Origin of the sequence: Desulfosporosinus sp. FKA (assembly GCF_002196785.1) — a bacterium.
Lineage (GTDB): Bacteria > Bacillota > Desulfitobacteriia > Desulfitobacteriales > Desulfitobacteriaceae > Desulfosporosinus > Desulfosporosinus acididurans.
In genome coordinates this window covers 1-24,116 of the sequence record NZ_NAHZ01000013.1, presented here as the reverse complement: position 1 = coordinate 24,116, position 24,116 = coordinate 1, and the positions used below count along the sequence as shown (strand labels likewise).

At 38.9% G+C, this 24,116-nt stretch carries 23 protein-coding genes, 1 pseudogene and 1 riboswitch; of the genes and pseudogenes, 22 read left to right on the top strand and 2 right to left on the bottom strand.

Features of this window, described 5'->3' with window-relative positions; all coding sequences use genetic code 11:
• Window positions 1-84: 84 nt before the first annotated feature.
• Complete coding sequence (locus tag B5771_RS02795; RefSeq protein WP_088186151.1) at window positions 85-2,589, top strand: FtsX-like permease family protein; 2,505 nt, start codon at window positions 85-87, stop codon at window positions 2,587-2,589.
• Window positions 2,590-2,707: 118 nt separating this feature from the next.
• Here B5771_RS02795 and B5771_RS02790 read toward each other — a convergent pair whose 3' ends face one another.
• A complete protein-coding gene (locus B5771_RS02790; protein ID WP_088186150.1) occupies window positions 2,708-3,895 on the bottom strand; it encodes an MFS transporter in 1,188 nt (395 codons plus the stop codon).
• 621 nt (window positions 3,896-4,516) lie between these two features.
• On the opposite strand from B5771_RS02790, the gene B5771_RS02785 reads away from it, so the two are divergent.
• From B5771_RS02785 to B5771_RS02695, 19 genes and pseudogenes are all read left to right on the top strand, one after another.
• A complete protein-coding gene (locus B5771_RS02785) occupies window positions 4,517-4,891 on the top strand; it encodes a YlbF family regulator (RefSeq protein WP_088186149.1) in 375 nt (124 codons plus the stop codon).
• Between the two features lie 802 nt (window positions 4,892-5,693).
• Window positions 5,694-6,578 carry a VOC family protein gene (locus B5771_RS02775; protein ID WP_088186148.1) on the top strand — a complete coding sequence of 295 codons (885 nt, stop codon included), beginning with the start codon at window positions 5,694-5,696 and terminating at the stop codon, window positions 6,576-6,578.
• 689 nt (window positions 6,579-7,267) lie between these two features.
• Complete coding sequence (locus B5771_RS02770) at window positions 7,268-8,056, top strand: DUF6602 domain-containing protein (protein WP_088186147.1); 789 nt, start codon at window positions 7,268-7,270, stop codon at window positions 8,054-8,056.
• Between the two features lie 234 nt (window positions 8,057-8,290).
• Window positions 8,291-8,437: a hypothetical protein gene (locus tag B5771_RS24090; RefSeq protein WP_172408131.1), complete on the top strand. Its 147-nt coding sequence runs from the start codon at window positions 8,291-8,293 to the stop codon at window positions 8,435-8,437.
• Window positions 8,438-8,514: 77 nt separating this feature from the next.
• Window positions 8,515-9,825 (top strand): hypothetical protein, encoded by a 1,311-nt coding sequence (locus B5771_RS02765; protein WP_088186146.1) that lies wholly within the window; start codon window positions 8,515-8,517, stop codon window positions 9,823-9,825.
• On the top strand, window positions 9,822-10,979 hold the full coding sequence (locus tag B5771_RS02760; protein WP_088186145.1) for a hypothetical protein: 1,158 nt from the start codon (window positions 9,822-9,824) through the stop codon (window positions 10,977-10,979). Before B5771_RS02765 ends, B5771_RS02760 begins: the two co-directional genes overlap by 4 nt.
• Before the next feature lie 460 nt (window positions 10,980-11,439).
• Complete coding sequence (locus B5771_RS02755) at window positions 11,440-11,643, top strand: hypothetical protein (protein ID WP_088186144.1); 204 nt, start codon at window positions 11,440-11,442, stop codon at window positions 11,641-11,643.
• Window positions 11,644-11,701: 58 nt separating this feature from the next.
• Complete coding sequence (locus B5771_RS02750; protein WP_088186143.1) at window positions 11,702-12,298, top strand: restriction endonuclease subunit S; 597 nt, start codon at window positions 11,702-11,704, stop codon at window positions 12,296-12,298.
• Window positions 12,295-13,860, top strand: a complete 1,566-nt coding sequence (locus B5771_RS02745; RefSeq protein ID WP_088186142.1) for a type I restriction-modification system subunit M — start codon at window positions 12,295-12,297, stop codon at window positions 13,858-13,860. Before B5771_RS02750 ends, B5771_RS02745 begins: the two co-directional genes overlap by 4 nt.
• A gap of 48 nt (window positions 13,861-13,908) precedes the next feature.
• Window positions 13,909-15,234: a restriction endonuclease subunit S gene (locus tag B5771_RS02740; RefSeq protein ID WP_088186141.1), complete on the top strand. Its 1,326-nt coding sequence runs from the start codon at window positions 13,909-13,911 to the stop codon at window positions 15,232-15,234.
• Window positions 15,231-15,557, top strand: a complete 327-nt coding sequence (locus B5771_RS02735) for a DUF4160 domain-containing protein (protein WP_088186140.1) — start codon at window positions 15,231-15,233, stop codon at window positions 15,555-15,557. The genes B5771_RS02740 and B5771_RS02735 overlap by 4 nt, the downstream gene beginning before the upstream one ends.
• Window positions 15,558-15,568: 11 nt before the next feature.
• A complete protein-coding gene (locus B5771_RS02730) occupies window positions 15,569-15,802 on the top strand; it encodes a DUF2188 domain-containing protein (protein WP_088186139.1) in 234 nt (77 codons plus the stop codon).
• A 95-nt stretch (window positions 15,803-15,897) separates the two neighbouring features.
• Complete coding sequence (locus tag B5771_RS02725; protein ID WP_088186138.1) at window positions 15,898-19,056, top strand: HsdR family type I site-specific deoxyribonuclease; 3,159 nt, start codon at window positions 15,898-15,900, stop codon at window positions 19,054-19,056.
• A gap of 1 nt (window position 19,057) precedes the next feature.
• Window positions 19,058-19,783: a SprT family zinc-dependent metalloprotease gene (locus B5771_RS02720; RefSeq protein ID WP_088186137.1), complete on the top strand. Its 726-nt coding sequence runs from the start codon at window positions 19,058-19,060 to the stop codon at window positions 19,781-19,783.
• An 89-nt stretch (window positions 19,784-19,872) separates the two neighbouring features.
• A pseudogene (locus B5771_RS24660) lies at window positions 19,873-19,977 on the top strand (YjbQ family protein); the annotation flags it as partial.
• A 64-nt stretch (window positions 19,978-20,041) separates the two neighbouring features.
• The gene (locus tag B5771_RS02710; RefSeq protein ID WP_088186135.1) at window positions 20,042-20,410 is read left to right on the top strand and encodes a TfoX/Sxy family protein; all 369 of its coding nucleotides are present in this window, start codon (window positions 20,042-20,044) and stop codon (window positions 20,408-20,410) included.
• Between the two features lie 123 nt (window positions 20,411-20,533).
• Window positions 20,534-20,995, top strand: a complete 462-nt coding sequence (locus tag B5771_RS02705; RefSeq protein ID WP_172408130.1) for a MarR family transcriptional regulator — start codon at window positions 20,534-20,536, stop codon at window positions 20,993-20,995.
• A gap of 78 nt (window positions 20,996-21,073) precedes the next feature.
• The gene (locus B5771_RS25005) at window positions 21,074-21,880 is read left to right on the top strand and encodes a methyl-accepting chemotaxis protein (RefSeq protein ID WP_088186133.1); all 807 of its coding nucleotides are present in this window, start codon (window positions 21,074-21,076) and stop codon (window positions 21,878-21,880) included.
• A gap of 169 nt (window positions 21,881-22,049) precedes the next feature.
• A riboswitch (cyclic di-GMP riboswitch) is annotated at window positions 22,050-22,139 on the top strand.
• 123 nt (window positions 22,140-22,262) lie between these two features.
• Window positions 22,263-22,598, top strand: coding sequence for an Hsp20/alpha crystallin family protein (locus B5771_RS02695; RefSeq protein WP_088186132.1), 336 nt, complete (start codon window positions 22,263-22,265; stop codon window positions 22,596-22,598).
• 309 nt (window positions 22,599-22,907) lie between these two features.
• On the opposite strand, the gene B5771_RS02690 is transcribed toward B5771_RS02695, so the two are convergent.
• A complete protein-coding gene (locus tag B5771_RS02690) occupies window positions 22,908-23,273 on the bottom strand; it encodes a response regulator (RefSeq protein WP_088186131.1) in 366 nt (121 codons plus the stop codon).
• A gap of 365 nt (window positions 23,274-23,638) precedes the next feature.
• On the opposite strand from B5771_RS02690, the gene B5771_RS02685 reads away from it, so the two are divergent.
• Both B5771_RS02685 and B5771_RS24080 read left to right on the top strand, forming a co-directional pair.
• Window positions 23,639-23,797, top strand: a complete 159-nt coding sequence (locus B5771_RS02685; protein ID WP_088186130.1) for an aspartyl-phosphate phosphatase Spo0E family protein — start codon at window positions 23,639-23,641, stop codon at window positions 23,795-23,797.
• Window positions 23,798-23,863: 66 nt separating this feature from the next.
• Complete coding sequence (locus tag B5771_RS24080; RefSeq protein ID WP_172408129.1) at window positions 23,864-24,004, top strand: hypothetical protein; 141 nt, start codon at window positions 23,864-23,866, stop codon at window positions 24,002-24,004.
• Window positions 24,005-24,116: the final 112 nt, after the last annotated feature.

Below are 24,116 nucleotides of genomic sequence, written 5' to 3'. Positions count from 1 at the left end.
GGGGGGCTTAAAACTAGATAAAGCAAGAAGCAAGCAAAGCAGCATGTCCTTATCGGGTCGAGAAGCTGTTTAGGGAGTGTTATGATGGGTGTAATCACTAAGTATATCTTTAAAAGTATGGGTGAAAAAAAGCTGCGTACATTTCTGATTATTCTAGCCATTGTTCTTTCTTCCGGAGTTTTTTTCGCTTCAATAGCTATTTCCGGGAGCCTGAATGAAATGATTATTCAAGGAATTCAAGCTTCGGTGGGAAATGCGGATATTACCATCGTTTCTACTGAAAAATCGGTATCTCCTTTTTTCTATATGCAAAGAGCGGAAAAGTATCGCGATCGTACGGAATATATCATCGGTGAGCTGAAGAATAATGCAATTTATCAACCTGGGGTAAATAAAAAGATTCCAGTAAACTTAACGGGAGCTGAGCTTGAAGATATCCAAAAAATGAACCCATTCACAATTGAACAGCAGTCTAATTTATATCCTTTTGAGGGCAGGAAGATTGTTTTGAGCCAGGCGGATGCCGCTAAGTATCAATTGAAGGTAGGCGACAGTCTGGAATTGGAATTAGAACACGAGAACAAGGTATCCAGACTACAGTTGAAAATATGCGCTATCAGTTCGGCAACGGGATTTTTTAAAGGCGACAGCAAATCAATTGCCGCTCTTGTTCCGAGAGATTTTTTAAGTACTTATAGCAATGCTCGGGGTAAGGTAGGGTCTATTTATATTAAACTATTAAACCCAGAAGACAAACAGACGATGATTCAGCAGTTAGCAGACGATTATAAGAGTTATAAGGTATTTGAGCTTTTTCCTCTGGAGGAAATAAAACAGGAAACCTCCATGATATCGGCCGTCTTTCTGATGCTGTCATCTATTGTTTTTTTTATGAGCATATTTATTATTTATTCTTCATTTAAGGTAATTACCACGGAAAAGCTTCCAGTAATAGGAACCTTCCGTAGTATAGGCGCGACTAAACGAATGACCAATTATTTATTGTTAGGAGAAAGCATTTTTTACGGTATTATAGGTGGTCTTTTAGGGTGTGTCGTGGGAGTAGGAATCTTGTATTTGATGTCCTATGCTTTAAGTAAGATGGTCAATGGTTCCGAGGGTATGGAGTTTCATACTACCATTCAGTTTTCAGGAATTAATTTTCTGATGGCCTTTAGCATGGCCTTGATTCTTTGCCTGGCAAGCTCGCTGATCCCAATTTTAAGAGTATCTAAAATCCCAATAAAGGAAATTGTTTTAAACATTGTGCAAAAAGATACAAGGCGAAGAAAGTTATGGCCGGTGCTGGGGATAGCTTTCATGATTATAGCCTTTGTTTTTTCGCTTATTGATTCTGATGATTTGAGACCTATTCTGGGAAGTGTAGGGATGATCTTATCCCTCTTGGCTGTCGTCATGCTTGTCCCTAATTTCACGGCACTTTTTGCTAAGTTGTTGGAAAGGTTGTATGTTTTTGCTTTTGGTAATATTGGAATTTTAGCTGCCAAGAATTTAAGAGAAAACCAAAATATAATTAACAATATATCAATGCTGGCCATTGGCCTTGCCTGTTTGCTTTTAATTAACACAGCCAGCTACGATAGTGTCATGAGTATAACGGATCAATACAAAAATGTCTTGTATGATATTGAAATGGGTATACAAAAAGGTGATCGGACGGTCGAAAACAGGCTGCTGAGCATTGACGGTGTTCAAGAGGTCTATGGAGATAGCGAAGCTTATGGCGTTGAACTTCCCGGCAGGAATGATAAACTATCTCGAATCAAGGGGATTGATACAACAAAGGTTTTAGACTTCTGGAATTTCCCAATGTCCGAGGACCTTCAAAAGGAGTTTAACCAGCTGGATGAAGGGCGCAACATTTTACTGACTAATGCTTTAAAGGAAAAACTGAAGTTAAAGGAAGGGGATTTGCTTAAACTTAAGCTGAAAGGCGGAGAAAAAGAGTACAACGTAATAGGCTTCTTTGATAATTTCGCTTCGAGCAAATATATTGGCCTGGTATCCCAGAGATTTTTAAAAGCGGACAATCAGGATGAGTACTACTCAAGTATCTATATTAAAACTTCTCAAAATCCTGATGTTGTTCTGAAAAAGATTGAAGCTAAATTTATCAGGTCATCGCCTTACCTACAGACAAAAGTGAAAATCCAGGAAGACTATATGAATGAAAATCAGCAGAGTACTATACTCATGTCCGGCTTTTCAGTGCTGGCCATCATCATAGGAGTATTTGGTGTCTTAAACAATCTTTTGATAAGTTTTCTGGTCCGCCGCCGATCTTTGGCTGTCTTTCGTTCCATAGGAATGAGCAAGGTTCAGATCGTCAAGATGATTTTTATTGAATCGTTGACAGGCGGTATAATCGGCGGGTTGCTGGGTGTTATGGCCGGTACGTTAATGATCGTTGTTTTAGCTGGCACGAATAACTCCCAGGATATCCATTTCCCTGTTAGTTCATATTTTATTTATGTTTTGTCAGGTATAGCTCTAATGTTGATTGCATCAATAAGCCCCGCCCTTAAATCTTCAAAGCTGGATATAGTTGCTTCGATCAAGCTGGAGTGAGTGAAAAGGGGTTGAGGGTATTGCTAAGGGCGTTCTTCAACAAATTATTTAGATATGTAACTCAAGGCTTATTAATAATTATCTATTGGTATTGTACTTTCTTACCAAATATGTTTTATTACGCTTTAAGGGCGGGATTAACCTCAATCTTAATTTTGCGTGAAAGTATAAAGTTGAGGAATGCGATAACGGCTGCACCCATAAATACTGCTTGATATCCAAAAGCCAACCATAAAAGCCCGCCAAAAACGGGAATCGTCATTGAAGCGACGTGCTGCAGGCTCACGCCTGTCGATAGCGTTGGGGTCACATCATCAAGATCGACGGCAATCTTCCGTAAATAAGTTGACCGCGCCATTTCGACCGCAGCCATGGAATTGTCGATGACATAGCAACCGGCGATAATAATCGCAGCGATGCCGGCGGGAAAAATGTCGGCAGAGAACGCATACCCAAGACAGATGGCGAACAATAAAGCGGCCTCTATAGTCAGAACGAATCGCTCGCCCCGGATGTCTATCAATCTGCCGATCATTTTACGAGTCCCGATACTTACCAAGGCGACAATCATTCCCAGAATGGCAAACATCTGGGGCTGCACACCGAACACTTTAATCAGCACCCATGGCGCAAACGTCAGAAAAATCTGCGCCCGCGCACCGCTAACGCCGGCTAGTACATAGTAGAGCGTATAGCGTCTGCGAAAAATAAACCTGATTTTCCTGGCTTTCGGTTCACCTTTATGCATCAGTCCCACCGCTAAAGCTGCGAACATATAGAAAACAGCACCTACGATAAAAGCAAGCTGATAGGTCATGTGCAGGAAGTGAAAGCTCAGGAAGACAAAAACATAAGCAGCAATACTACCGAACAGGCCGAAAGCGCTAACTGTTCCAAGCCTGGCGCCGAAAGTATTCTGCTTGGACAGGGACATGCCGATGGATGGCGTGACGGGCATGACCATGTGTGTCCCGAGGCTGTACATCATCATCCAGATAATCATAACCGCGAAGGTCGGCGACAACAGGCCGAGCCCAAGCATCCCCAATCCTGCAGCTATCATACCGAGCATTGCAATTCGTACATCACCGCAAAAACTTAAAACCGCCAAAATTAGCATGATAAAGAAACCCGGCGCTTCCCGCGGTACTTCAAGGAAACCTCTGACATTCTCGGACAGCCTGAATATGTCGTTTAAATAGTTGTTGAATATCGATGTATTAATGCCTGTACCGATCCCGGCGAACAACCCTGCCAATAAAAATAGGTTAAAGTTCCGATCACCGTCAATATGTTCTCTTTCCATAAACCGAACCCTTTCAAAACCGTCTGATGTAGTTTTAACGCTTTTGATATAAACCGCAAGTGCATTATAGCACGAGAAAATGCTGCTTTCAATGAGCTGCCGATGCCGCAATTTACTCAATAATAGGACGTATAGTTTTTCTCATCGTGACTGGCGACTTCGATGGCCTTGTCATCTTCCAGAAAGTCGATTAGGAAATAGATAAAACAAAACTTGCCCTGGTTTTGGCGTATAATTATCTATGGACGAACAGCGGCGTGATTCAAAAAATCCTTTTCCACATGTTATCGGTTTATTCGCAAATGGAAGAAAGATGTATCAGTATAGATAAATGGAGGCATGCCAATGAAATTGAGCCACCTCAAGAAGTTTTGAGACCGGATTGTTAAAAATGTAAAACTTCATATTGAGTGAGTAAATTATATTAATGAGAAATTAACTTTATCAGTTTAAGTCAGGTAAATCGACACAATAATTAAAGTATTAAAGGTAAAATAATAGAAAAGAACTTAAATGAATTTAGCTGAGATCACTTAAAGTTGCATAACAAAAGGGTATAGAGAATGAGATGTGGACCTATAAGGTCGAAGTAATTTAATTATGTTAAGAGGGGGATTTTAGATGACTGTATTGACTAAAGCAAAGGAGTTGTGTGAAGCTATTGTTCAATCAGGTGAATTTCAAGAATTAATTAAAACAGAGACAATACTAATAAATGATATCGATGCACAAGATTTGATTGAACGCTTTAATAAGTTACAAACTGAATTAGAAAATCTGTTCCGTCAAGGAAAAAAAGCTACTGCTCAGCAGTTTAGCGAACTTAGAGTTTTGGAAGAAGAGCTAAATAAAGACCTTTCTGCTGGCCCCTATTTTAAGGCACAGCAGAAATTTTCTGAATTGTTATCGCAAATAAATAAGATGATAAATGATTCAATTCAACTAAAAAACAATATCGGAACAGCCCGCTGCACCTGCGGTAAACATACTTTGTGATATGCTATCTCCACAAAATTATTTTGACGTTGTTGGGCTCTCAATATCGGTTTCAATATCACTACGACGCGCCTTTCAGCTTGAACACGGTCAAACGTGTTGGTAATAATTGCTGGGTGACTTCCTTCGGTCCCAAAAACTAACATCAGGCCCTTTGTACAAGGCTGATATGTTGCCGTGGACAGTCCACGTTGAGAGCATCGTTCGCCTCGAAAGAAAACACAACGACTAAATATGGAAAAAGTCCAGTGGTGTAACCACTATATATAGCGGTTTTGGTAAAAAATTATGTGTTTCTCTGTACTGCAAGAGTAGTGTGGGGAAACATTTTTTTTACAGTTTTGCATCAGAATTATGAAACTCCGTTACTTTGAACCTTAGGAGTATGTCGGAAAATGCGAATTGAATTAAGAAATTATTTGGATAATAGATTAGAAGAACAATGGTAAAAGGAGGTTTGATGTTAATGAGTATATTTACAGAGCTAATAATCAGAGGAGTCCTCGTTATTGCGTTAAATGATAGTATTATACTTTACGTGGTTAAAAAGCGTTCTTCTCCAATAACTATTCCTTTAATTTTAGAAATAACTATAGTAACTAGTGTCGCATTAGTAATTAACATTTGGTATTGTCTTAAAAAGAATGGAATAATTTGAAATAAAACATTTAGAAATCATGGCAAGGCGCATTCTTCTGATAAACGTAACAAGTTGAGTTCCACTTGCCACATTTGTTACCAGTAGTCCCTATGCAATGAACTCCATAAAATCCAGCTAAGTGGTGTTAAGGAGGAGCAAGTTATGCAAAAAATTGTTCCGCATTTATGGTACGATACGGAGGCCAAAGAAGCGGCCCTGTTTTATACCAGTTTATTTGACCAATCGAAACTATTGGATGTAACAGTTATAGAAAACACCCCATCAGGTGACGCAGAAAGTGTAAGTTTTGAGTTAGCCGGACAGCAATTTAAGGCGATCAGTGCTGGCCCTTTCTTCAAATTCAACCCATCCGTTTCCTTGATGGTCGCTTGCTACTCAATAGAAGAGGTGAATACCAAGTGGAGAGCATTATCTGAAGGGGGAACAGAATTAATGCCATTGGGTGAATACCCCTTTAGTAAGCGGTATAGCTGGGTTCAGGACCGGTACGGTTTATCCTGGCAGTTGATGCTTACCGACCATGGCCAAAGTGTTCAAAAGATTACCCCCAACTTGCTTTTCTCAGATGAATCATGCGGGAAAGCTGAAGAAGCTGTAAGGTACTACACTGGGGTCTTTGAAAAATCGGAAATAGGGACAATCAGCAGATATAAAGAAGGAGAAGCAGAGTTACCAAAGGCAAAAATAAACTATGCTGCATTCAAGCTGAACGGTATCGCTTTTTCTGCGATGGACAACGGCTTTGATGTGGATTATGGTTTTAATGAAGCATTTTCACTCATGATAAATTGTGAGGACCAGAAGGAGATTGATTACTTCTGGGACAAGCTCTCTGCCGTACCTGAAGCTGAACAATGCGGTTGGGTCAAGGACAAGGTTGGAGTATCGTGGCAAATTGTCCCTGCGATAATGGATGAAATGATGAAATCTGGTGACAGAAAACGATTACAGCGGGTGACAGAGGCGTTCCTGAAAATGAAGAAATTTGATGTGGACGCTTTGCAAAAAGCTTATGATGGGATTTAAGGTGTAACACTAAGACAACGTTAGAATACCGGTTGACGTGTAAAATCAAAGGATTAACAATCGATAAGGAAAATGCAACTGGCCAATAGGTCAGTTGCATTTTAGTTTAGTGGAGATATTCATTTTTGATTCAATCGCCTCTTTTCTAACTGATCCTAAACCGTAGCAGCATGCCACGAATTACATACCGTCTTAGAACAAGGCCTCCGAAATTGTGGTCGGGTCTAGAAAACAGCATTTTTGGAACATGTACCCATGAACACACCACGTCGAAACGGTCGTAAGTTTGAAAACATTCACATGATTATAAGCCGCTTGTGGAGCGGCTTTCAGACATAGGGGTTTAAGTTGTATTAAAATAGTGAATATTTATATAGGACTACCCCTGAGACTATGAAAAAATAGAAAACAGTAATCGCCAGATTGTTCCATAATTATGTGGATGATCTGGCGATTTTGGTTTTTCTGGGGAGATAGGTAATTTTTTCGTAGGCTTAGAAGGAAAATATAGAAATATGTTGAATGTTCAGAAAGAATCGGTCAAGTCATGCTAAAGATCGAGGGGGAAATTGTAGAATTTTTAATATGTGTTTACTATTGTGATTTGCGGAGTACAAACAAAATAACTACACGTTCATATGAAAGCAGTAAGTGAAAGTGAAAAATTTAAGAAGGGAAAATAAAGCATTATGGAATACATGGAACTTTTAACAAAAAGTAATTACACTCCTCAAATTTTTTCTCGAATAATTTGTTCGCATGTTGACCAAATAATTGGGACCTTAAGTATCGCCAATGAGATCACACATTTTGGTGAGAGGGGTCGAGAGGCGGAAGGAATCCTTAGACAGTTTTTTGAAAAGGCTTTACCGAAAAGATTTTCAGTTTGCTCTGGTTTTATATATGGGGCAAGTAGGATTAGTAGCCAGCAAGATATTATTATTTATGATAATTATAATGTAGCACCCTTATATGTAGGAGAGTCAAATGAGATTGTCCTGATAAATTCTGTTGCTGCAACTATTGAATGCAAGACAAATCTCAGGAATAGTTCTATTGATGAAATCCAGGAAAAATGCGCTCTTGTAAAAGCTATTCATGATCCAATACAAAATACTTCGGATAGTGAAAAATGGCCGCCTAAGCCTATTTGCAGTTTATTTGTTTACAATAGTGAATCAAGTTTAGAAGCGATAGTCAATAAGTTGAATTCATCAAAATATCATGCTCTTGATATTGTTTGTTGCCTTTCAGCAGGGATAAGTTTCTATAACAAAGAAATTGATCAGTATACACTTACAACTAAAGAACATATACTCCATGGAACAACACTTGATGGCAAACCTATTACACCTTCACACCATTTTTTTGAATATTTTTATTGCTGGTTAATGGATAGAATCACCGAATTCAAGTCAGTAAATATTAATTATATCGGACAAGAAATGCATTCCAGCATAAATATTGATTATAAATAGAAATATTGGTCAATTGTATGTGTTTAGACGTGTGTTTAGATTGAATATCTGGTTAAAAATAATGATGCAAATCACCTTCGCTCATTTGTGCTCTTGCTAAGATCAATAAAGAAGAAATTAAATAACCTCTTTTATAAAGGTTAGCGGATAGTTGAGTGGCGTATCGCTTCCTCACCGGAGTATTTTGGGCTTTTCCAATTCCATGTCGAGCTGATTTTAGGAATAAGAGTGCTAATGATTTTAACAATTTATTTAGAAAGCAGTAGGGTTGTGAATCGCCAGATTGTTCCATATTTTTATGGACGGTCTGGCTTTTTCGCTTTTTCTTCGATTATTTCCGCGATCTTGGCAGGAAAACGAGGAAAAACGTGGAAGGTTTAAGGCGTCCGAAAGATTTGAAACCCTTCTCTGGAGTGGAGAGCTACTCGTCATGAACAATATGGAGAGGAGCTGGATAGATGAACAGAATCATAGGTTCCAATCTTGAGCTACTTGCGACCATAACTGAAGAACAATGGAAGAATACTTTGGAAACAGATTATCCAGGAGCTACTACCCCATTCTTAATCAGCGAAGATTACGAAAAACTACTTGCTTCATTACCTAGACTAATTAGGAACGTACTTTTTGAAAGGGCAGGAGCCGAAAATTTTTCCCAACTATCCGAATCATTGCCACAAGGATTTGTCCAAGACATATGGTCCATTCGGCTGTTAAAAGAGTTTCTTGGAAGACGCAAACGAAATGTAGTTGTGGAGTCGGTTCGCGAAAACCTTGAAGCAAGTACCTTTATAAACACGGTGACGTCGGCTAGAGATGATAAACAAGCTCTTCTGGCGCTTCTGTTGACCACTGAATTATCACTGGAAGATTTAAAAAACTGCCTATATTTAAGCAATTACGATACCTATTCTTACCAGGATTTTGTATTATTGACCAATAACGAAGGGATCTCTGATCCTTTGATACTTGCAGAATTACGCCAAGTACAAGCAACGGGAGTACCAAATGGAAATGTTTCCACCGAGTTGGTTGAGACAATACTTAGACAATTTGAAATTGCGAACAATACCAATTTAAACAGCACATGCCGAAAAGTATTAATTTATAATAATGAAGTTATTATCTACATCTTACGAGAATCTCAGCGCAATGGACTAAGGACATTTAATGAGTTTATTGTGGGAATGAATGCTGACTGGCTAGTTTTACGGTTTAGTAGTGATTTTAGGTTTTTGAAAGTCAGAGCTGTAGAAGCAGTGAAGCCCGTAGTCTATAGTACAATCGCCCAAAAAATTGTGGAATCACTAATTAGACCACTTTCCGCCTATTATGTACCACGGAGCGACAGTAATTCCGATGACACGGTAAACGATTTTGTACAACGAATTATTTCGGAGGCAATCCCAAATGTAAGAATGGCGGAAATTGAACTAGGCAATACACCATTTCAAGGTAGACCGTCTATTATTATTAAGAAGGACTCTGGTCCAATTATGTTAGGGGATACACTAACGGACAACCGAAACGGTCTTGCTTTCGTTGACATTATTCCAGCATCTCAGGTGCGTAAGTTTAAGATCGTTTATGATCTAAATAGTAAAAACCATATTTTTACTATTTTTCTTACTAGAATAGTTAACGGTACATATGTACACATTTCTGGACAGGGCGGGGGAGTGAGAAAGAGGCAGGCTTTAATTGATTATCTTCGACAGGAAACAGATCTAAGAATAATTGAGAAATTGTCTAAGGAGTATAGCCTATGATACCGAGGGAAGGAACCAAGTTTGAGGGTACGCTCCCCCAACCACTTGTTTGCCTATGTAACCAGGGTTACATCAAGTTTGATAAGTATAAGGTGGCGGTATGTTTAGGAAGACATTCTGTTAACCTGGGTGATCAGTTAATCGGCTGTGGTAACGAGATAGTTTACCGTTTAAGACCTAAAGATGAGCTTATTCAATGTGAAAATTGCGGAAATGAATACAAGTATAATGAGTTATCTGACATTGAGAAAACTATATTAGAGTTATGCATTATAAACTATGAAAAATTGTTCAAGGATACTTTGGATAAAATTACGGAATCTGGTTTAGAGGTACAACCATTTGATAGGTATGGAAACTATATAATCGTGTTTGAGGACAAAAGGTATCTTGTAGTAATGGACTGTTTTCCATCAGATACCCGGGCAATTCTAAGTGCCCTCGAGTCTGGGGAATATATTTTATTAATAAAGTTTACCGATTTTTATAGTATTCCCCTTCCGGAAAACCTCATTACCTTTTCGGGATTAGAAATATTGGAGAAGGGCTTTGAAGATAAGAAATATGTTTTGAGAGACATTCCTGGTTCTGGGAGTGTTATAGAGAGATTAGAAGAAGTTTCAAGGGTGGAAAAGGAAATACTCAGCAAGAGTAGAACTTTAACTTGGCAGGCCTTGGAAAATGAGGTATCGTCTTTTTTCATTGAGGAGATAAGGAAACGCGAGGTTCAAAGGTATCAATATAAAACGTTGGTTAACCATTTCCCAATCTATAGTAGAATATCAGTTAATGCTGCTGGGGCAGGAAATCCAGATAAATTTACTATTGATATGGCGGACTATTTGGCCGAATTTTTTGAAGCTCCATTTACATTTGATGCAAAGTGTTATACCACAACTGCAGTAAATAGTGAAACTATTGAAAAGGTTTTGCATCACTTGTCCAAAGATGGATTTGATGCAAAACGAGTTATTATAATTGCTACGACTAATATTGTAACTTGTTGGCAAGATGTTGTTAGTTTCAAAAAGGCTACTGGACAGTATAGGTTACTCATTTTCAATGCAAGGTTACTGTCCGAAGTTTTAGTGCAGCTTGGATTTTCATCGGAATTTCTTAGAATATTGGACGATTGTATTAATAAAAATACGTAACCATAAGTAAAAAATGTATTAAACCAATTTTTTAGAAAGTAGTCCATGCATTTATTAAAGGAGACACTGGTATCCTTGCCTCCGATACAGAAAAATCTGCTCTAACGATTCCAAATTACATATTAAACTTTGAACTCGACATGTCGTTGTCGAGTTTATTATTGTATATTGCTTAGGAGTCAAATCGGATTGAATAAGATTTGTATCACTGAAAAAAGGATTTGTACAATCCTAAATATAGTCATGCATCATGAATGACATCGTATATTGTAAAAAAGCACTTTACGTGCTTCGAAATATCTGTTATATTTATTGCAGGACAAGAAAAAGCTTCCAAAAACAGCGGCTACTGTTCGTGAAAGCTCTCTCATTTGCTAAATAGTTGATAAAATATTATCGCACACCGCGGTTTGTTTGTCAAAGAGAGTCTTGTTACTCAATAAAGGAGGAGGACAAACGAATGCGCTTTTACGTAAACAAGAAGTCACAGACGAACGGCGACCACGAGGTTCATCGTTCTACATGCAGCTGGCTGCCAGATGCTGAAAATCGTCTTTACCTTGGCGATTTTAATACATCACAGGAAGCCGTTAACGAAGCAAGCAAATACAACGTCCAGGTTAACGGTTGTTCTTACTGTTGCCCAGAAACACATACTTCCTAAACAAATCTATCTACCCGTCTGCTCTCGGTGGACGGGTAGACTTATTTGGAGGATATCCATGAGGTATTTAAAGTTATTAGAGATTGCCAATGTGCAGAGCGGATTGGTGCTGAATAGAAAAGAAGCAAAAGATGAGGCAAGTACAATTTGTACATATAAGCGGTTAAATCTTAGATCGCTTGATGAGAATGGAAAAGTGGATGAATTAACTCTTGATGACTATGATGCCAGCGAAATTCTCGACGAGCAGTTCATTACGGTTAAAGGCGATGTTATTGTCCGAATGTTTGCACCGATTTGCCCTGTCACAATCACAGAGGAAACAAGCGGATTGGTAATTCCATCGCAGTTATCCACTATCCGCATAAAAGAGACATCGCAAGTCTTGCCGGAATATCTTCGCTACTATTTATCGCAGGACAGCGTCCTTAACAAAATATTGGCAGAGGAAGGCTGGCAAAGCCAGCGAACAATCAAAATAAGCTCAATAGCAAATTTGCTGATTCCACTGCCAACGTTTGACCAGCAGATAACAATTGCAAAGATAGTCCAGGCAAATACAAAGCGTAAAAAACTATACCAAGAATTGATTCAACAAGAGGATGCACACATCAGTGCCCTCATCAACAAAATTATCGGAGGTAATTCCCAATGAGCACAACAAAAAGAGATATAGCAAATGCATTGATGAGAGGTGCTGACTCTTTAAGAGATACGATTGATGCGGCAAACTATAAGGACTATGTATTGCCGATTATGTTTATAAAATATTTGAGCGACTCCTATGCAGAAGAAGTTCAGAAGCTCGAAAAAGATTATCAGGGTGCAAGACTGGAACGACAAAAGCAATACTTACCGTTTACAGTGGCTCGTGACTGTTCTTTTCAATCGCTTTACGAGCAGCGCCATGCGGATAATATTGGTCAGTTAATCAATATGGCAATGCGTCAGATTGAAGCTGATAATAATCAACAGTTGGCTGGCGTGCTGAATACCGTTGACTATAACAGTGAAAATGCATTGGGAACAAGAGATCATAAGAATGCAATTCTGAGAGAACTGCTGGAGGACTTCGAACCGCTCGACCTGCGTCCTTCACAAATTGAAGTAAAGGACGGTCAGGTGCCTGCCGACGTAATCGGCGATGCCTATGAATACATGATCGGCCAATTTGCCAGCATGGCCGGCAAGAAGGCGGGCTCTTTCTACACACCGGCGGCAGTATCTGAGATAATGTCCCGCATTGTGGATGTTAAACCAGGCGAGCGGGTGTATGACCCTACTTGCGGTTCGGGTTCCTTACTTATTAAGGCGGCAAAAAAGCAAAATGCGAATGCGGTTTCAATCTTTGGACAGGAAGTAAACGGTTCTTCCGTTGCTATGGCGAAAATGAATATGTATATCCATGAAATCAGAGACGCCAAGATTGCCTGGGGCGATACACTTGCCAATCCTATATTTAAGGACGAGGACGGGAATCTGCTTTTGTTTGACGCAATTGTAGCCAATATGCCTTTTTCCAAGGATAAGTGGGCGGCTGGGTTTAACCCCGGCGGCGAGTCTACGGGCAAAGGGAAAAAAGAGTTTAAGATGGAAGCTACACTGGATAAATACCATCGTTTTGACTGGGGCGTACCCCCGGCAAGCAAAGGTGACTGGGCGTTTCTCCTCCACATGATTGGCAGCCTTGCACTTGACGGCAGAATTGCCGCCGTTGCTCCGCACGGTGTTTTGTTCCGTGGCGCTTCAGAGGGCATTATTCGTAAAAGAGTAATTGATGAGAATCTGTTGGATGCTGTTATTGGCTTGCCTGAGAACCTGTTTTACGGCACTGGTATCCCAGCTTGTATCTTAGTGTTTAAAAAAGGCAGAGCTAACAGCGATGTTGTATTTATCGATGCCAGCAAAAAGGATGAGAACGGCAACTTAAGATATGTAAAAGCCACAAACCAAAATGAATTAACCGAAAAGAATATCAACGATATTGTGATAGCCTATCAAAACAGACAGCATGTTGACAAGTTCGTCCATGTGGCCACCCTGGACGAAATCCAGCAAAACGACTACAACCTGAATATCCCCCGTTATGTGGACACCTTTGAGGAAGAAGAGCTAGTGGATATTGAGCAGGTGCAGAGTAATATCAAACGAATTAAAGCAGAGATTTTAGAGGTTGAGGCACAGATGGAAGCTTATTTAAAGGCTCTGGGACTTTAAACAGATCCAAAGGCCGAAAAACAGAAAAGACATATAGGAGGTCATTCGATGACCAATGAAATAAAAAAGCGAATAGAACAAGTGAAGAATGGTAAAATCCCGGAGGGGTATCAAAATAGATTTAGCTTATCACCAATAATATGGAATGAGTTCAAACTAAGTAAACTCTGCAAAAAGAGAATTCAAAAAAACAAAGGCTTTAAATATGATATTGTGCTCTCTAATACGGCAGCACAAGGAGTAATACGACAAAGTGATTATTTTGAAAAAGATATTGCGAATGCGGAAAATATAGATACCTACTTTGTAGTTAAAGACAAAGATTTTGTGTATAATCCGAGAATTTCGGCTTTTGCTCCATATGGCCCAATTCATTCTAATCAATTAGGAATTGACGGAATCGTTTCACCACTATATACAGTGTTTAATCTCATTGGTGAAAAATATGTGTCATATGAGTATCTTAATTTCTACTTTGATTCTTCATTGTGGAATAAGTATATGTATTCTGTTGCCAATTATGGCGCTAGACATGATCGGATGAACATAGGTGACAAGGAATTTTTTGATCTTCCAATTTGTATTCCATCAATTAAAGAGCAAGAAAAAATTGTGGAGATTCTTACCCATTGTGATAAGGTAATCAAACTAAAAAAACAGTTGATTTCCGAAGAAAGCAAACAGAAAAAATGGCTGATGCAAAACCTGTTAAACCCTGATAGCGGTGTGCGTTTGGAAGGCTTTGAGGGCGAGTGGAAAGAGAAAACGATGGGAGAACTTTTTGAATTTGGGCCATCTCTTTCAGCATCTCGTGAGCAACTCAGTGAAATTGGAACATGCTATTTACACTATGGAGATATTCATAGTAATACATCTAGAGTAGTAGATGTTCAACGGAATTTTGATTCAATTCCTAAGCTTTCCATAGATAATATATCTTCCAAGGTATTACTTTATGATGGTGATGTTGTTTTTGTTGATGCTTCAGAGGATTACGAAGGAGCTAGTAAATATGTTGTTGTGAAAAATGAGAATGCGATTCCGTTTATTGCAGGACTACATACTATACCAGCAAAAAGCATAGGTGAAGAATTGGTTTTAGATTTCAAGAGGTTCTGTTTCCAAAGTTATGAAATAAAAAAACAAATCGCATTTTACGCTTCAGGAATGAAGGTGTTTGGGTTAAGTAAAATGAATATTGCTAAAATCGTACTGAAATACCCGCATACTGATGAGCAAACAGCAATTGCCGACATCCTTTCCACCGCCGATCGTAAAATCGAGCTCTTAGAACAGGAATTGGAACAGTGGCAACTAAAGAAAAAAGCTCTGATGCAGTTACTGTTAACGGGAATTGTGAGGGTGAATGTATGACTGAACAAGAAAAGATGAAGTTTGTGGAATGGGAGATGTTTTTAAGAAACATTTCCGATTTTGTTCAAATAGCAAAGATAAACGGAATTAAATTTGAAGTTTATACTAATGAACAAGGCAAGCACAATAAGGCTCATTTGCATGTGTCTACATCAAGCGCTTCTATGTCCATCGCAATTGAAGGTGCGGAAATTCTAGCATGCAGTGGTAAAATCTCACCGCCTCAAATAAAGGCTGCCCAAAATTGGATTAGAGATAATAAAGACCTAGTAATAAAGTATTGGAACGAGTTCTCAAATGGAATAAAAATTTCCGTAGCATAGGAGGTAAGATGATGCCAAGAGATACACATCATGTAGTACACAACACCAACGGTGGTTGGGATGTAAAACGTGGCGGAGGACAGCGCTCCAGCGGCCATTTTAATACAAAGAAAGATGCAGTTAATGCGGGCAGAGAGATAAGCCGCAGCCAAGGCACAGAATTTTTAATTCATGGGCTGGACGGTAAAATCCAATCCTCTGACAGTCACGGAAATGATCCGTGCCCACCTAAAGATTCAAAATAGTGCAAAAGACGAGCAGGTCTGTTTACAGTCCTGCTATATCTGCTTTAGCGGTGTCTGTCTGAGCAATGTCAAAACAGATACGAGGAGAGAATGCCATGCCAACCCATACAATATTTAATGAAAGACCCGAGTCGCAGGATAGGGCATTAAAAGTTCTTGAAAAATTAGGATACACTATCGTGCCAAGAAGTGACGCCGAGCAAAAGCGTGGCTCTCGTAAAAGCGTGCTGTTTGAGGATGAATTGCAGTCGTTTTTAAGCAAACGAACCTATCCATTCGGAAGTGAAAAACGTTTCTTTTCGGGTGGATCTATTGCCAGTGCCATTCGTGCCATCAACCTGCAAAGTGCAGCTGGGTTGTTTGCAGCTAATAAAGAAATCTACGATTTGCTTTGTACGGGCAAAAGCCTGGAAGAATCCCTGCCTGATGGCACCAGACAGTCTTTTGATATCGACTACATTGATTTTGAACATCCCGAAAATAACACCTTTCAAATAACAGATGAATTTGAAGTAGAACGTCCGAATGGTAAATTTGCCCGTCCGGATATTGTTATTTTGGTGAACGGTATTCCTCTCGTGGTTATGGAATGCAAAAAGTCCGGTGTTGATGTTATGGAAGGCGTCACACAAAACATACGAAACTGGGGCAACGACTATATCCCACAGCTTTTTCAATATTCACAGCTTGTTCTTGCGGTGAACCCTGATAAGGTTTTGTATGGTACCTGCGGTACCCCTGCCAAATACTTTGTTTCGTGGCATGAGGACGACAAGGACTGGTTGCAGGACTGGTGCCGAAAATGTTCGCCCGATGGGCATACGAAAGAGCAGGACAGAGCACTTATTTCCCTGTTGCAGCCTAAGCGTTTGCTGGATCTCATTCGTAATTTTATTATTTACGATAACAATGTAAAAAAGATAGCCCGCTATAAGCAGTATTTTGCTATTCAAAAGTGCATGGATCGCATCTTGTTAAAAGATGACGCAGGCACCAAAAATGGCGTTGTGTGGCACACGCAAGGTTCGGGCAAATCCCTGACCATGATTATGTTGACTAAGATGATTTTACGGGAAAGCCTGAGATCCAACAGCCTGATTAAAGACCCAAGGTTCATTATGGTTACCGACCGTATCAATCTTGACAAACAAATCCGTGACAACTTTATCCATACAAAAATGAGTCCTCACCGAGCTAAAACAGGCCGGGGTTTAATTGATCTATTAAAAGACGACGGTAATACGGTTATTACGGCACTGGTTAACAAATTCGAATCGGCAATTAAGAAAGATTACAGTAATCAAAAGGATAATATTTTTCTGTTTATTGATGAGGGACACAGAACGCAATATGGCAAGATGAATATCTATATGAGCAAGGTACTGCCCAATGCTGCAAAGATTGCATTTACGGGTACACCGCTTTTAAAGCAACCAAAGAATAACGGAAAAGAAACGGTAGAAAGTGCTAAAAACACTTATCTTAAATTTGGCCCGCTGATTGATAAATACACCTTGCAGGATGCTATTGATGACCGTGTTACAGTGCCAATTATTTATGAAGGAAGAGTAGTTCCACAGAAGGTTACGAGCAAGCAAATCAACGAGCACTTAAAACATATCACTGTCGGTTTGGCAGATGATGCACGCAAGGATTTAGAACAAAAGTACAGCAGATTTGTAGCCATTGCGCAGACGAAGCAGCGCTTGAATATGGTTGCATTTGACTTGCATGAACATTTTATCGGTTATGTAAAGCCGAAGGGCTATAAGGCAATGCTGACATGTTCTTCACGAGCAGCCGCTGTAGAAATGTTCTATTTACTTAAGAACTTAGGTGGTATCAATCCTGCTGTTGTAATCACACCCAACACACAAAAAGAGGGAGAAGACGAAGAAAACACCAAAGAGTCGGCAAAGATTATTGCAGACTTTTTCCGAAAAGAAGTTGACCCATTATACAAAAACAATTATGAAACGTATGAAGACTCTGTTACAGGGAGATTCATTGCCACTAACGGTGATATTGATTTGCTTATTGTAAAAGATAAGCTTTTAACAGGATTTGATGCACCGATTGCAGGAGTTTTATATGTTGATAAGCCTCTGAAAGAGCATACTTTGTTGCAGGCAATCGCACGTGTGAACCGTGTGTACGAAAGCAAAGACTTTGGTCTGATCGTAGATTATATCGGCATTTTCAAAAAACTGAATTCCGCATTGGATTTATATAGCGATGAAAAATCCGGTATGAGCGGCTTTGACAGAGAGGACATCGGAAATGCAATTTCCGCGGTGTCTGAACAAAAAACAAAGCTTGAAAAGACCCATAATGAACTTTGGAAAGTCTTTGAAGGAATATCTAAGAAAGAAACCAGTGCTAATGTGTGGCAGGAACGCTTACGTGAATATAACACCAGAAAAGATTTTTACGAGAAGTTGTCTTCATTTGCGAAGCAGGTAGATTTTCTCTATGCAAGTTATGGACTGTTTGAGTCTGTAGGATTTGAAAAGTCTGAGGAATACCGTCGTGATTATCTCTTTTTTAAGAAACTAAAAGACAGTGTTTCGCTCCGTTTCAATGATAGTGTTGACTTCTCCAAATATGAAGATGGTATTAGACAATTACTGAATACCTATGTAAATGCCGAAGACGCTAAGATAATTATTGAGCCCCTTGATATTTTGAATAAAGATAAGATGCAGGAACAGTTAGCAAGACTTGGTTCAAAAGAAGCAAAATCGGAAGCCATCCAAACTCGTCAAGTGGAAGTTCTGCAAAGTACCCGGTATGATGATCCGATCATGTATATGACCTTTATGGATCGAATTAACGAAACGATTCAAGAGTATATGGCAGAACGTGACAGCGAAAAATATCTTTCGTCCATGGAAAATATGGCAGAAGACTACAGAAAGGGCAGAAGTTCTGTTGTGTATCCCGAAATCATTATGGACGATGGTCATGCCAAGGGATTTTACGGCGCAGTGTGCAGCGGAATTAAAAAGTCGCTGGGTGAAGTCATTGGATACAATGAGGATGGGCTGGGCAGGTTATCATTGCAAATCAAATCCACGATTGCTGAGTATGCGAAGCGTGACTGGAGAGATAACGTAATTGTCCATAGAAATATTAAAAAGCAACTTGATGACCTGTTGTTTGATTATATGGAGGATAACAATCTGAGCTGGTCGTTGGATACCATCGACATTATTATTGATGAGATAATGATGGTGGCCAAAAAGGGGTATTAGTATGGAGATACAGGAGATTACATTACCATCATCAAAAAGAATTGTATATGTAGAAATCGAGCGCAAGCAGATGAAAACTTCCCGCCTTAAAGTTTTCCCAGACCAAACGATTAAGCTCTCCACGCCAAGATCTGCTCCAGTTGAATGGATAAAAGAATTTTTGAAGGAAAAAAGTGGCTGGATAGAAGCTAAAGTGGACAAATTCGTCCAAACCAAGGGATATGCTGCAACTGTAGAGATTAGAAATGGAATGTCGATAAAATTGTTGGGCGAAGATTTAATATTTTCGGTAACACGGAGCAATAAAAAAGTTGTTTACAGAGAAGGAAAAGTCATACATGTTTGTAGCAACGACATTAACAATCAAGGTAATCTATTGGCACTGTTTGAAAAATGGTGGAGAAAAGAATCCCTGGTGATTTTGTCAGCAGAATTGGAAAAGCTATATCCGATTATAAGAAAATATGAGGTTGCCTACCCTAAGATTGCTTTACGAAAAATGAAAACACTTTGGGGAAGCTGCAGCGTACAAAGAGGCGTTGTGACATTTAACCAGTATTTAGTTAAGGCAAAACCAGCATGTATAGAGTATGTTGTATTGCATGAGCTAGTTCATTTTATTTATCCAAATCACAGCAAACAGTTTTATGATTTCTTAAGTATCCATATGCCAGACTGGAAAGACCGAAAAAAGATATTAGATCAGGATGTGGTTCATGGACTCTGATAAAGAAGAGAGTGATTCATCCTATAAGTGACAGAACTAAAGGATGGAAAATAATAGGAATATTGCTGTTAAAACTAAGAGAGAGAATAAGTGATAGCTCGCTAGAAAACAGTACGGCAGGGGCATCCCAAACCGTGATTATTAATAACGGAAAATTGCTCCTGGGCCGCTGGCAAGGTATTTACTTTTGTTAGTTTGATGGTCCGAGGGAGCGGAGTTGTTATGTGAAGTTTCTACAACTAACACTGGAGGATCATCATGTCAGTTAGCGATAGCTTCAAAGAATATGTAATCGACCAACTCGGAAAGTTGGGTTTTGTAACGGTCAAAAAGATGTTTGGAGGAGCGAGTATTTACTATGACGGTTTGATTTTCGGTTTACTTGCCGATGACGTCCTTTATTTTAAGGTGGATGACTCTAATAAGTCAGATTATATAATGGCAGGCATGAAACCATTCAAACCATTTGATGACAAGCCCATGTTAATGCCATATTACGAGGTTCCTGTTGATATTTTGGAAAACAGAGAACAATTAGCGGAATGGGCTATGAAAGCTTTATTGGTATCTAGAAATAATCCCTCAAAGCCTAAAAAGCGAAAACTTGCAAGAGATGGTAATAGCTAATATTCATAGATCGGATCGCTAAATCCATTAAGACTAAATATTAAAAATATGCGACAAAATAGAGGAATTTATTAAAATATTGTCGAAACATTTATGAGTCAAAAGATTTTTAAGGAGATCGAAATGTCTAGTGATCAGGAAAAATTAATATATGCATTTGAATTTTATCGTTTAATCAAACAAATAACACGCCAAATGGAAATCTATAGAGAGAAAGTAGCAAAGCTTGTTGGTCTATCAGGAGCGCAGCTTTACATTTTGTGGGAATTGTTTATTGATGGTTCATTAAGTTATTCTGACTTAGCTTATAGAAGTGGACTTGCCAAAAACACTCTTTCTTCCCTTGCTAAGACATTATTGAAAAAGAAGCTTATAAGCCAAACCTCAAATCCTGACGATGGCAGAGTCACATATCTGGCCTTGACAGAAGCGGGTAAACAAATAATGGAACAAGTAATAGATTTTTCATTATCGATTTCCCCGGAAGGTCTTAACTATCTTGAGAAGATTCTAAGCATTGATCATCAAGAAAACAAAGATATTCTTTCATATTTGAGACCTATTATCAGGAACGACTGGGGTTAATTTTTTAGTTTCATAGTTCGAAATGGATATAATTCAAAATGGAATCATTTTATATTAAGACTTTCGGGAGGGAGTTAATTGAAACTTGATTCGTATTTGGAAATTGCAGGAGAATTACAGGATCTCTTTGATGCTGAAACGGCTATAACACTGCTAGATATAGAGAAGGTACTTGCGGCTTATCACGGACCGCGACTAAATTTAAAGCTAAATGCTGGCGATCGAATACCAGAAAATACTGCTTCAGAAGAAGCACTCCGTACAGGTAGTCGTGTAGTTAAGCGAATTTCCAAAGAGGTCTTAGGCATACCTTACGTAGGAATAGCTAATCCCATACGACAAAATGGAGTGATTGTTGGATGTATCACCGTTAGTATATCAACGGAGCATTATGATAACTTAGTTCAGGCAGGTCAGGAAATTCTTACAGCAGTAGAAGAAATTTCTTCGATTTCCGAAAACCTCACAGCTACTTCGGAAGAACTTGCAGCAACTACAAAAGCAATGAGCAATGAGACCGATCAAGTTACACACGAAGTAGAGCATACCAATAAAGTAACAGCTCAAATTAACAAAATTTCAGCCCAGAGTAACATTCTTGGTATCAACTCGTCGATTGAAGCGGCTCGTGCTGGAGAACATGGTAGAGGGTTTGCTGTGGTTGCAAATGAGATAAGGAAGTTATCTGAAACTACGAAAATTTCAACTCTCGAAATTGAATCAGATCTTACTAGAGTTCGGGTATCGGTTAATAATTTGATAGAATCAGTTAAGCAACTCAGTGAAGTTACAAAATCTCAGGCCAGCGCGGCAACAGAACTATCAAATGCTTTATCGCAAATTACGCAAATGGCTGAGAAGTTAGTCATGATGGGTAATGTCTAGCATAATTTTGTTAATCATTTTATGATCGACAGAGAGATTTTCCAAAATGGTAGGACAGTTATATACTTCTCACGGAAAACCACCTTGAAAGTCTTGACCTTTCCAGCTTAGGAAAATAAATGACAATTACTATTTAGTCCTAGCGCTCCTAAGATGATTCACTTCACCAACCGTAAATGGGCAAACCGCTTGAAAGAGTGGGACGCAAAGCCATAGGGTCTAAATTTCTTAAATGGAACATGATAGCCTGGTTGCTATAGTATTAAGTCATAAATCGTATTAATAGGCACAATAACAAGTTTCGTAGAAACCAGAATAGTAAACTCTTCGGGAGTAAATTTATCATGGCAAAAATTTTATCAACGAGCCTTTCTTTTCCAGGATGACACAATGCGACAACAATCTAAAGGTTGATATCAGAGACAACATCAACGAGTATATTCTGGAAGCAGACCTTCCTAACGTGAATAAGGAAAATTTAAATGTTTCGTTTGAAGATAATGTGTTAACAATCTCGGTAGAACAAGATAAACAAGTCAAGGAAGAGAAAGAAAACTATATCCGCCGAGAACGCTATCCGCAATCAATCTCTCGCAAATTCGTGTTTGATGGTATTAAAAGTGATGGTATCCAAGCCAAATATGAAAATGGTGTTTTGGTGGTGACTTTGCCTAAGAGAGTAGTTCAAGATACTAACCGAAAAATCGAAATTCAATAAAATAACAAGGATGAGTGCCCTTATGTAATGGGCGCTCGTCCTGATACATAAACGTTTAACTCCCTCTAAAAGCGGTTAACATAAATTCTTTTATGGCATTGCTTCTCCTCCATTTACCCTCCAAGTGAGGGGATATTTTTTTAGATCGTGTTAGAAGGAAGTTACGAAGCTCAGATTAACTATGTTCTGGAACCTCTGCCAATACCCCCAATAAATTGAAGAGCCGCCCCACAGCAAGGACGGCATAATAAGGATACATAAAAAGGTTCCGTTAATATGTGTTTTGTCAAAATGCTATCGGTAATCGTGTCATTTCAATAGGCCATCAACAACACCACTTAAATGTTCCAAATCAAACGGTTTATCTAACATATAATCGATCTTGTGTTTACGCGCTAGTTTATCCATTTCTTGCTTGTCAGCGTATGCAGACATCAAGATAACCTTCATATTCCGATTGAGACTAAGTAATCTCTCCCGAAGCTCAATGCCGCTAATTCCCGGCATTCTGAGGTCCGATATTATTAGATCTGGTAACTGTTTTTTTGCCAATTCTAAGGCTTCGAGTCCCGTAGAAGCTGTGCCTACTGTGTAACCTAGAGAGGAAAAGAGGTCTTCTAAAAGTATACAAATTCCCGGATTGTCATCAACCACTAGTAAAGAACTCTGTTTCAACAGGCATCCATCTCTCTTTCAAAAGATTTCTTAGATAGTCCTTATTGGAGTTGTCTCTTTTCTAATCGGTACTATGATTTAGGGAATAAGTGGGTATTAACATAATATTTAAAATATTCAACATAAACCTTCGAAATCCTTTTACTCATAACGATGAGAGTGGAAAAGTTTGGTTTCTGTCCTCGCAATCAAAGGAATCGCAGAATGTCCAATAACATAAGAACCATGAATTTTTTCTATTGGTTTATGAATTTTATTAAGATGACAGATATTGTCGGATTCATTGATTCTAGTCAATACTTGGAATATAATAGCAATCGTGTTGAGATAATGTCCAAAAAATACCATTGGGAGTGAGACGATGAATGAGTGCTGTAGAAATACTGAAGTCTATTGAGATTTTACGAGGAAAATTAAATACTTTGGGGTCAAATAAACCACTCGTCGACCCTGAAGTTATTCAACTTAGTCAGAGGCTCGATTTATTATTAAATGTATACTATAGCATGAGAGATGTTGCTTAAGTTGAGAATAGTTTTATAAAAGGTATCATACATAGTTCATATGAGCATGTTTTAGGGGGGAGACATATGGACGCACCTGAGCGAATAATCTTACTTCGTGATGCCGATAAATGCGAAATTAACCCTGAATTAATGGATGCAAGAAATAAGTTTACCGTAGGACAGTTAGAAAATGAGTATTATCAGTGGTTGGATCATTTGGAATAAATATGCGAAAGCGACCTTCAGCTTATATATTGCTGAGGCCGCTTTTTTGATGTAGTCACTATATAACAAAAGTTCTCACCATTGTGATGGAAGTAAAAAGAAGGTTGATGGG

Excerpts from the sequence above, each read along its gene's own strand:
- B5771_RS02760 (WP_088186145.1), top strand. The coding sequence starts at position 9,822 with ATGATACCGAGGGAAGGAACCAAGTTTGAGGGTACGCTCCCCCAACCA.
- B5771_RS02685 (WP_088186130.1), top strand. The coding sequence starts at position 23,639 with ATGAGTGCTGTAGAAATACTGAAGTCTATTGAGATTTTACGAGGAAAA.
- B5771_RS02725 (WP_088186138.1), top strand. The coding sequence starts at position 15,898 with ATGCCAACCCATACAATATTTAATGAAAGACCCGAGTCGCAGGATAGG.
- B5771_RS02770 (WP_088186147.1), top strand. The coding sequence starts at position 7,268 with ATGGAATACATGGAACTTTTAACAAAAAGTAATTACACTCCTCAAATT.
- B5771_RS24090 (WP_172408131.1), top strand. The coding sequence starts at position 8,291 with ATGATTTTAACAATTTATTTAGAAAGCAGTAGGGTTGTGAATCGCCAG.
- B5771_RS02710 (WP_088186135.1), top strand. The coding sequence starts at position 20,042 with ATGTCAGTTAGCGATAGCTTCAAAGAATATGTAATCGACCAACTCGGA.
- B5771_RS02795 (WP_088186151.1), top strand. The coding sequence starts at position 85 with ATGGGTGTAATCACTAAGTATATCTTTAAAAGTATGGGTGAAAAAAAG.
- B5771_RS02765 (WP_088186146.1), top strand. The coding sequence starts at position 8,515 with ATGAACAGAATCATAGGTTCCAATCTTGAGCTACTTGCGACCATAACT.
- B5771_RS02730 (WP_088186139.1), top strand. The coding sequence starts at position 15,569 with ATGCCAAGAGATACACATCATGTAGTACACAACACCAACGGTGGTTGG.
- B5771_RS02705 (WP_172408130.1), top strand. The coding sequence starts at position 20,534 with ATGTCTAGTGATCAGGAAAAATTAATATATGCATTTGAATTTTATCGT.
- B5771_RS02740 (WP_088186141.1), top strand. The coding sequence starts at position 13,909 with ATGACCAATGAAATAAAAAAGCGAATAGAACAAGTGAAGAATGGTAAA.
- B5771_RS24080 (WP_172408129.1), top strand. The coding sequence starts at position 23,864 with ATGGACGCACCTGAGCGAATAATCTTACTTCGTGATGCCGATAAATGC.
- B5771_RS02785 (WP_088186149.1), top strand. The coding sequence starts at position 4,517 with ATGACTGTATTGACTAAAGCAAAGGAGTTGTGTGAAGCTATTGTTCAA.
- B5771_RS02695 (WP_088186132.1), top strand. The coding sequence starts at position 22,263 with ATGACACAATGCGACAACAATCTAAAGGTTGATATCAGAGACAACATC.
- B5771_RS02745 (WP_088186142.1), top strand. The coding sequence starts at position 12,295 with ATGAGCACAACAAAAAGAGATATAGCAAATGCATTGATGAGAGGTGCT.
- B5771_RS02735 (WP_088186140.1), top strand. The coding sequence starts at position 15,231 with ATGACTGAACAAGAAAAGATGAAGTTTGTGGAATGGGAGATGTTTTTA.
- B5771_RS02755 (WP_088186144.1), top strand. The coding sequence starts at position 11,440 with ATGCGCTTTTACGTAAACAAGAAGTCACAGACGAACGGCGACCACGAG.
- B5771_RS02775 (WP_088186148.1), top strand. The coding sequence starts at position 5,694 with ATGCAAAAAATTGTTCCGCATTTATGGTACGATACGGAGGCCAAAGAA.
- B5771_RS02720 (WP_088186137.1), top strand. The coding sequence starts at position 19,058 with ATGGAGATACAGGAGATTACATTACCATCATCAAAAAGAATTGTATAT.
- B5771_RS02790 (WP_088186150.1), bottom strand. The coding sequence starts at position 3,895 with ATGGAAAGAGAACATATTGACGGTGATCGGAACTTTAACCTATTTTTA.
- B5771_RS02750 (WP_088186143.1), top strand. The coding sequence starts at position 11,702 with ATGAGGTATTTAAAGTTATTAGAGATTGCCAATGTGCAGAGCGGATTG.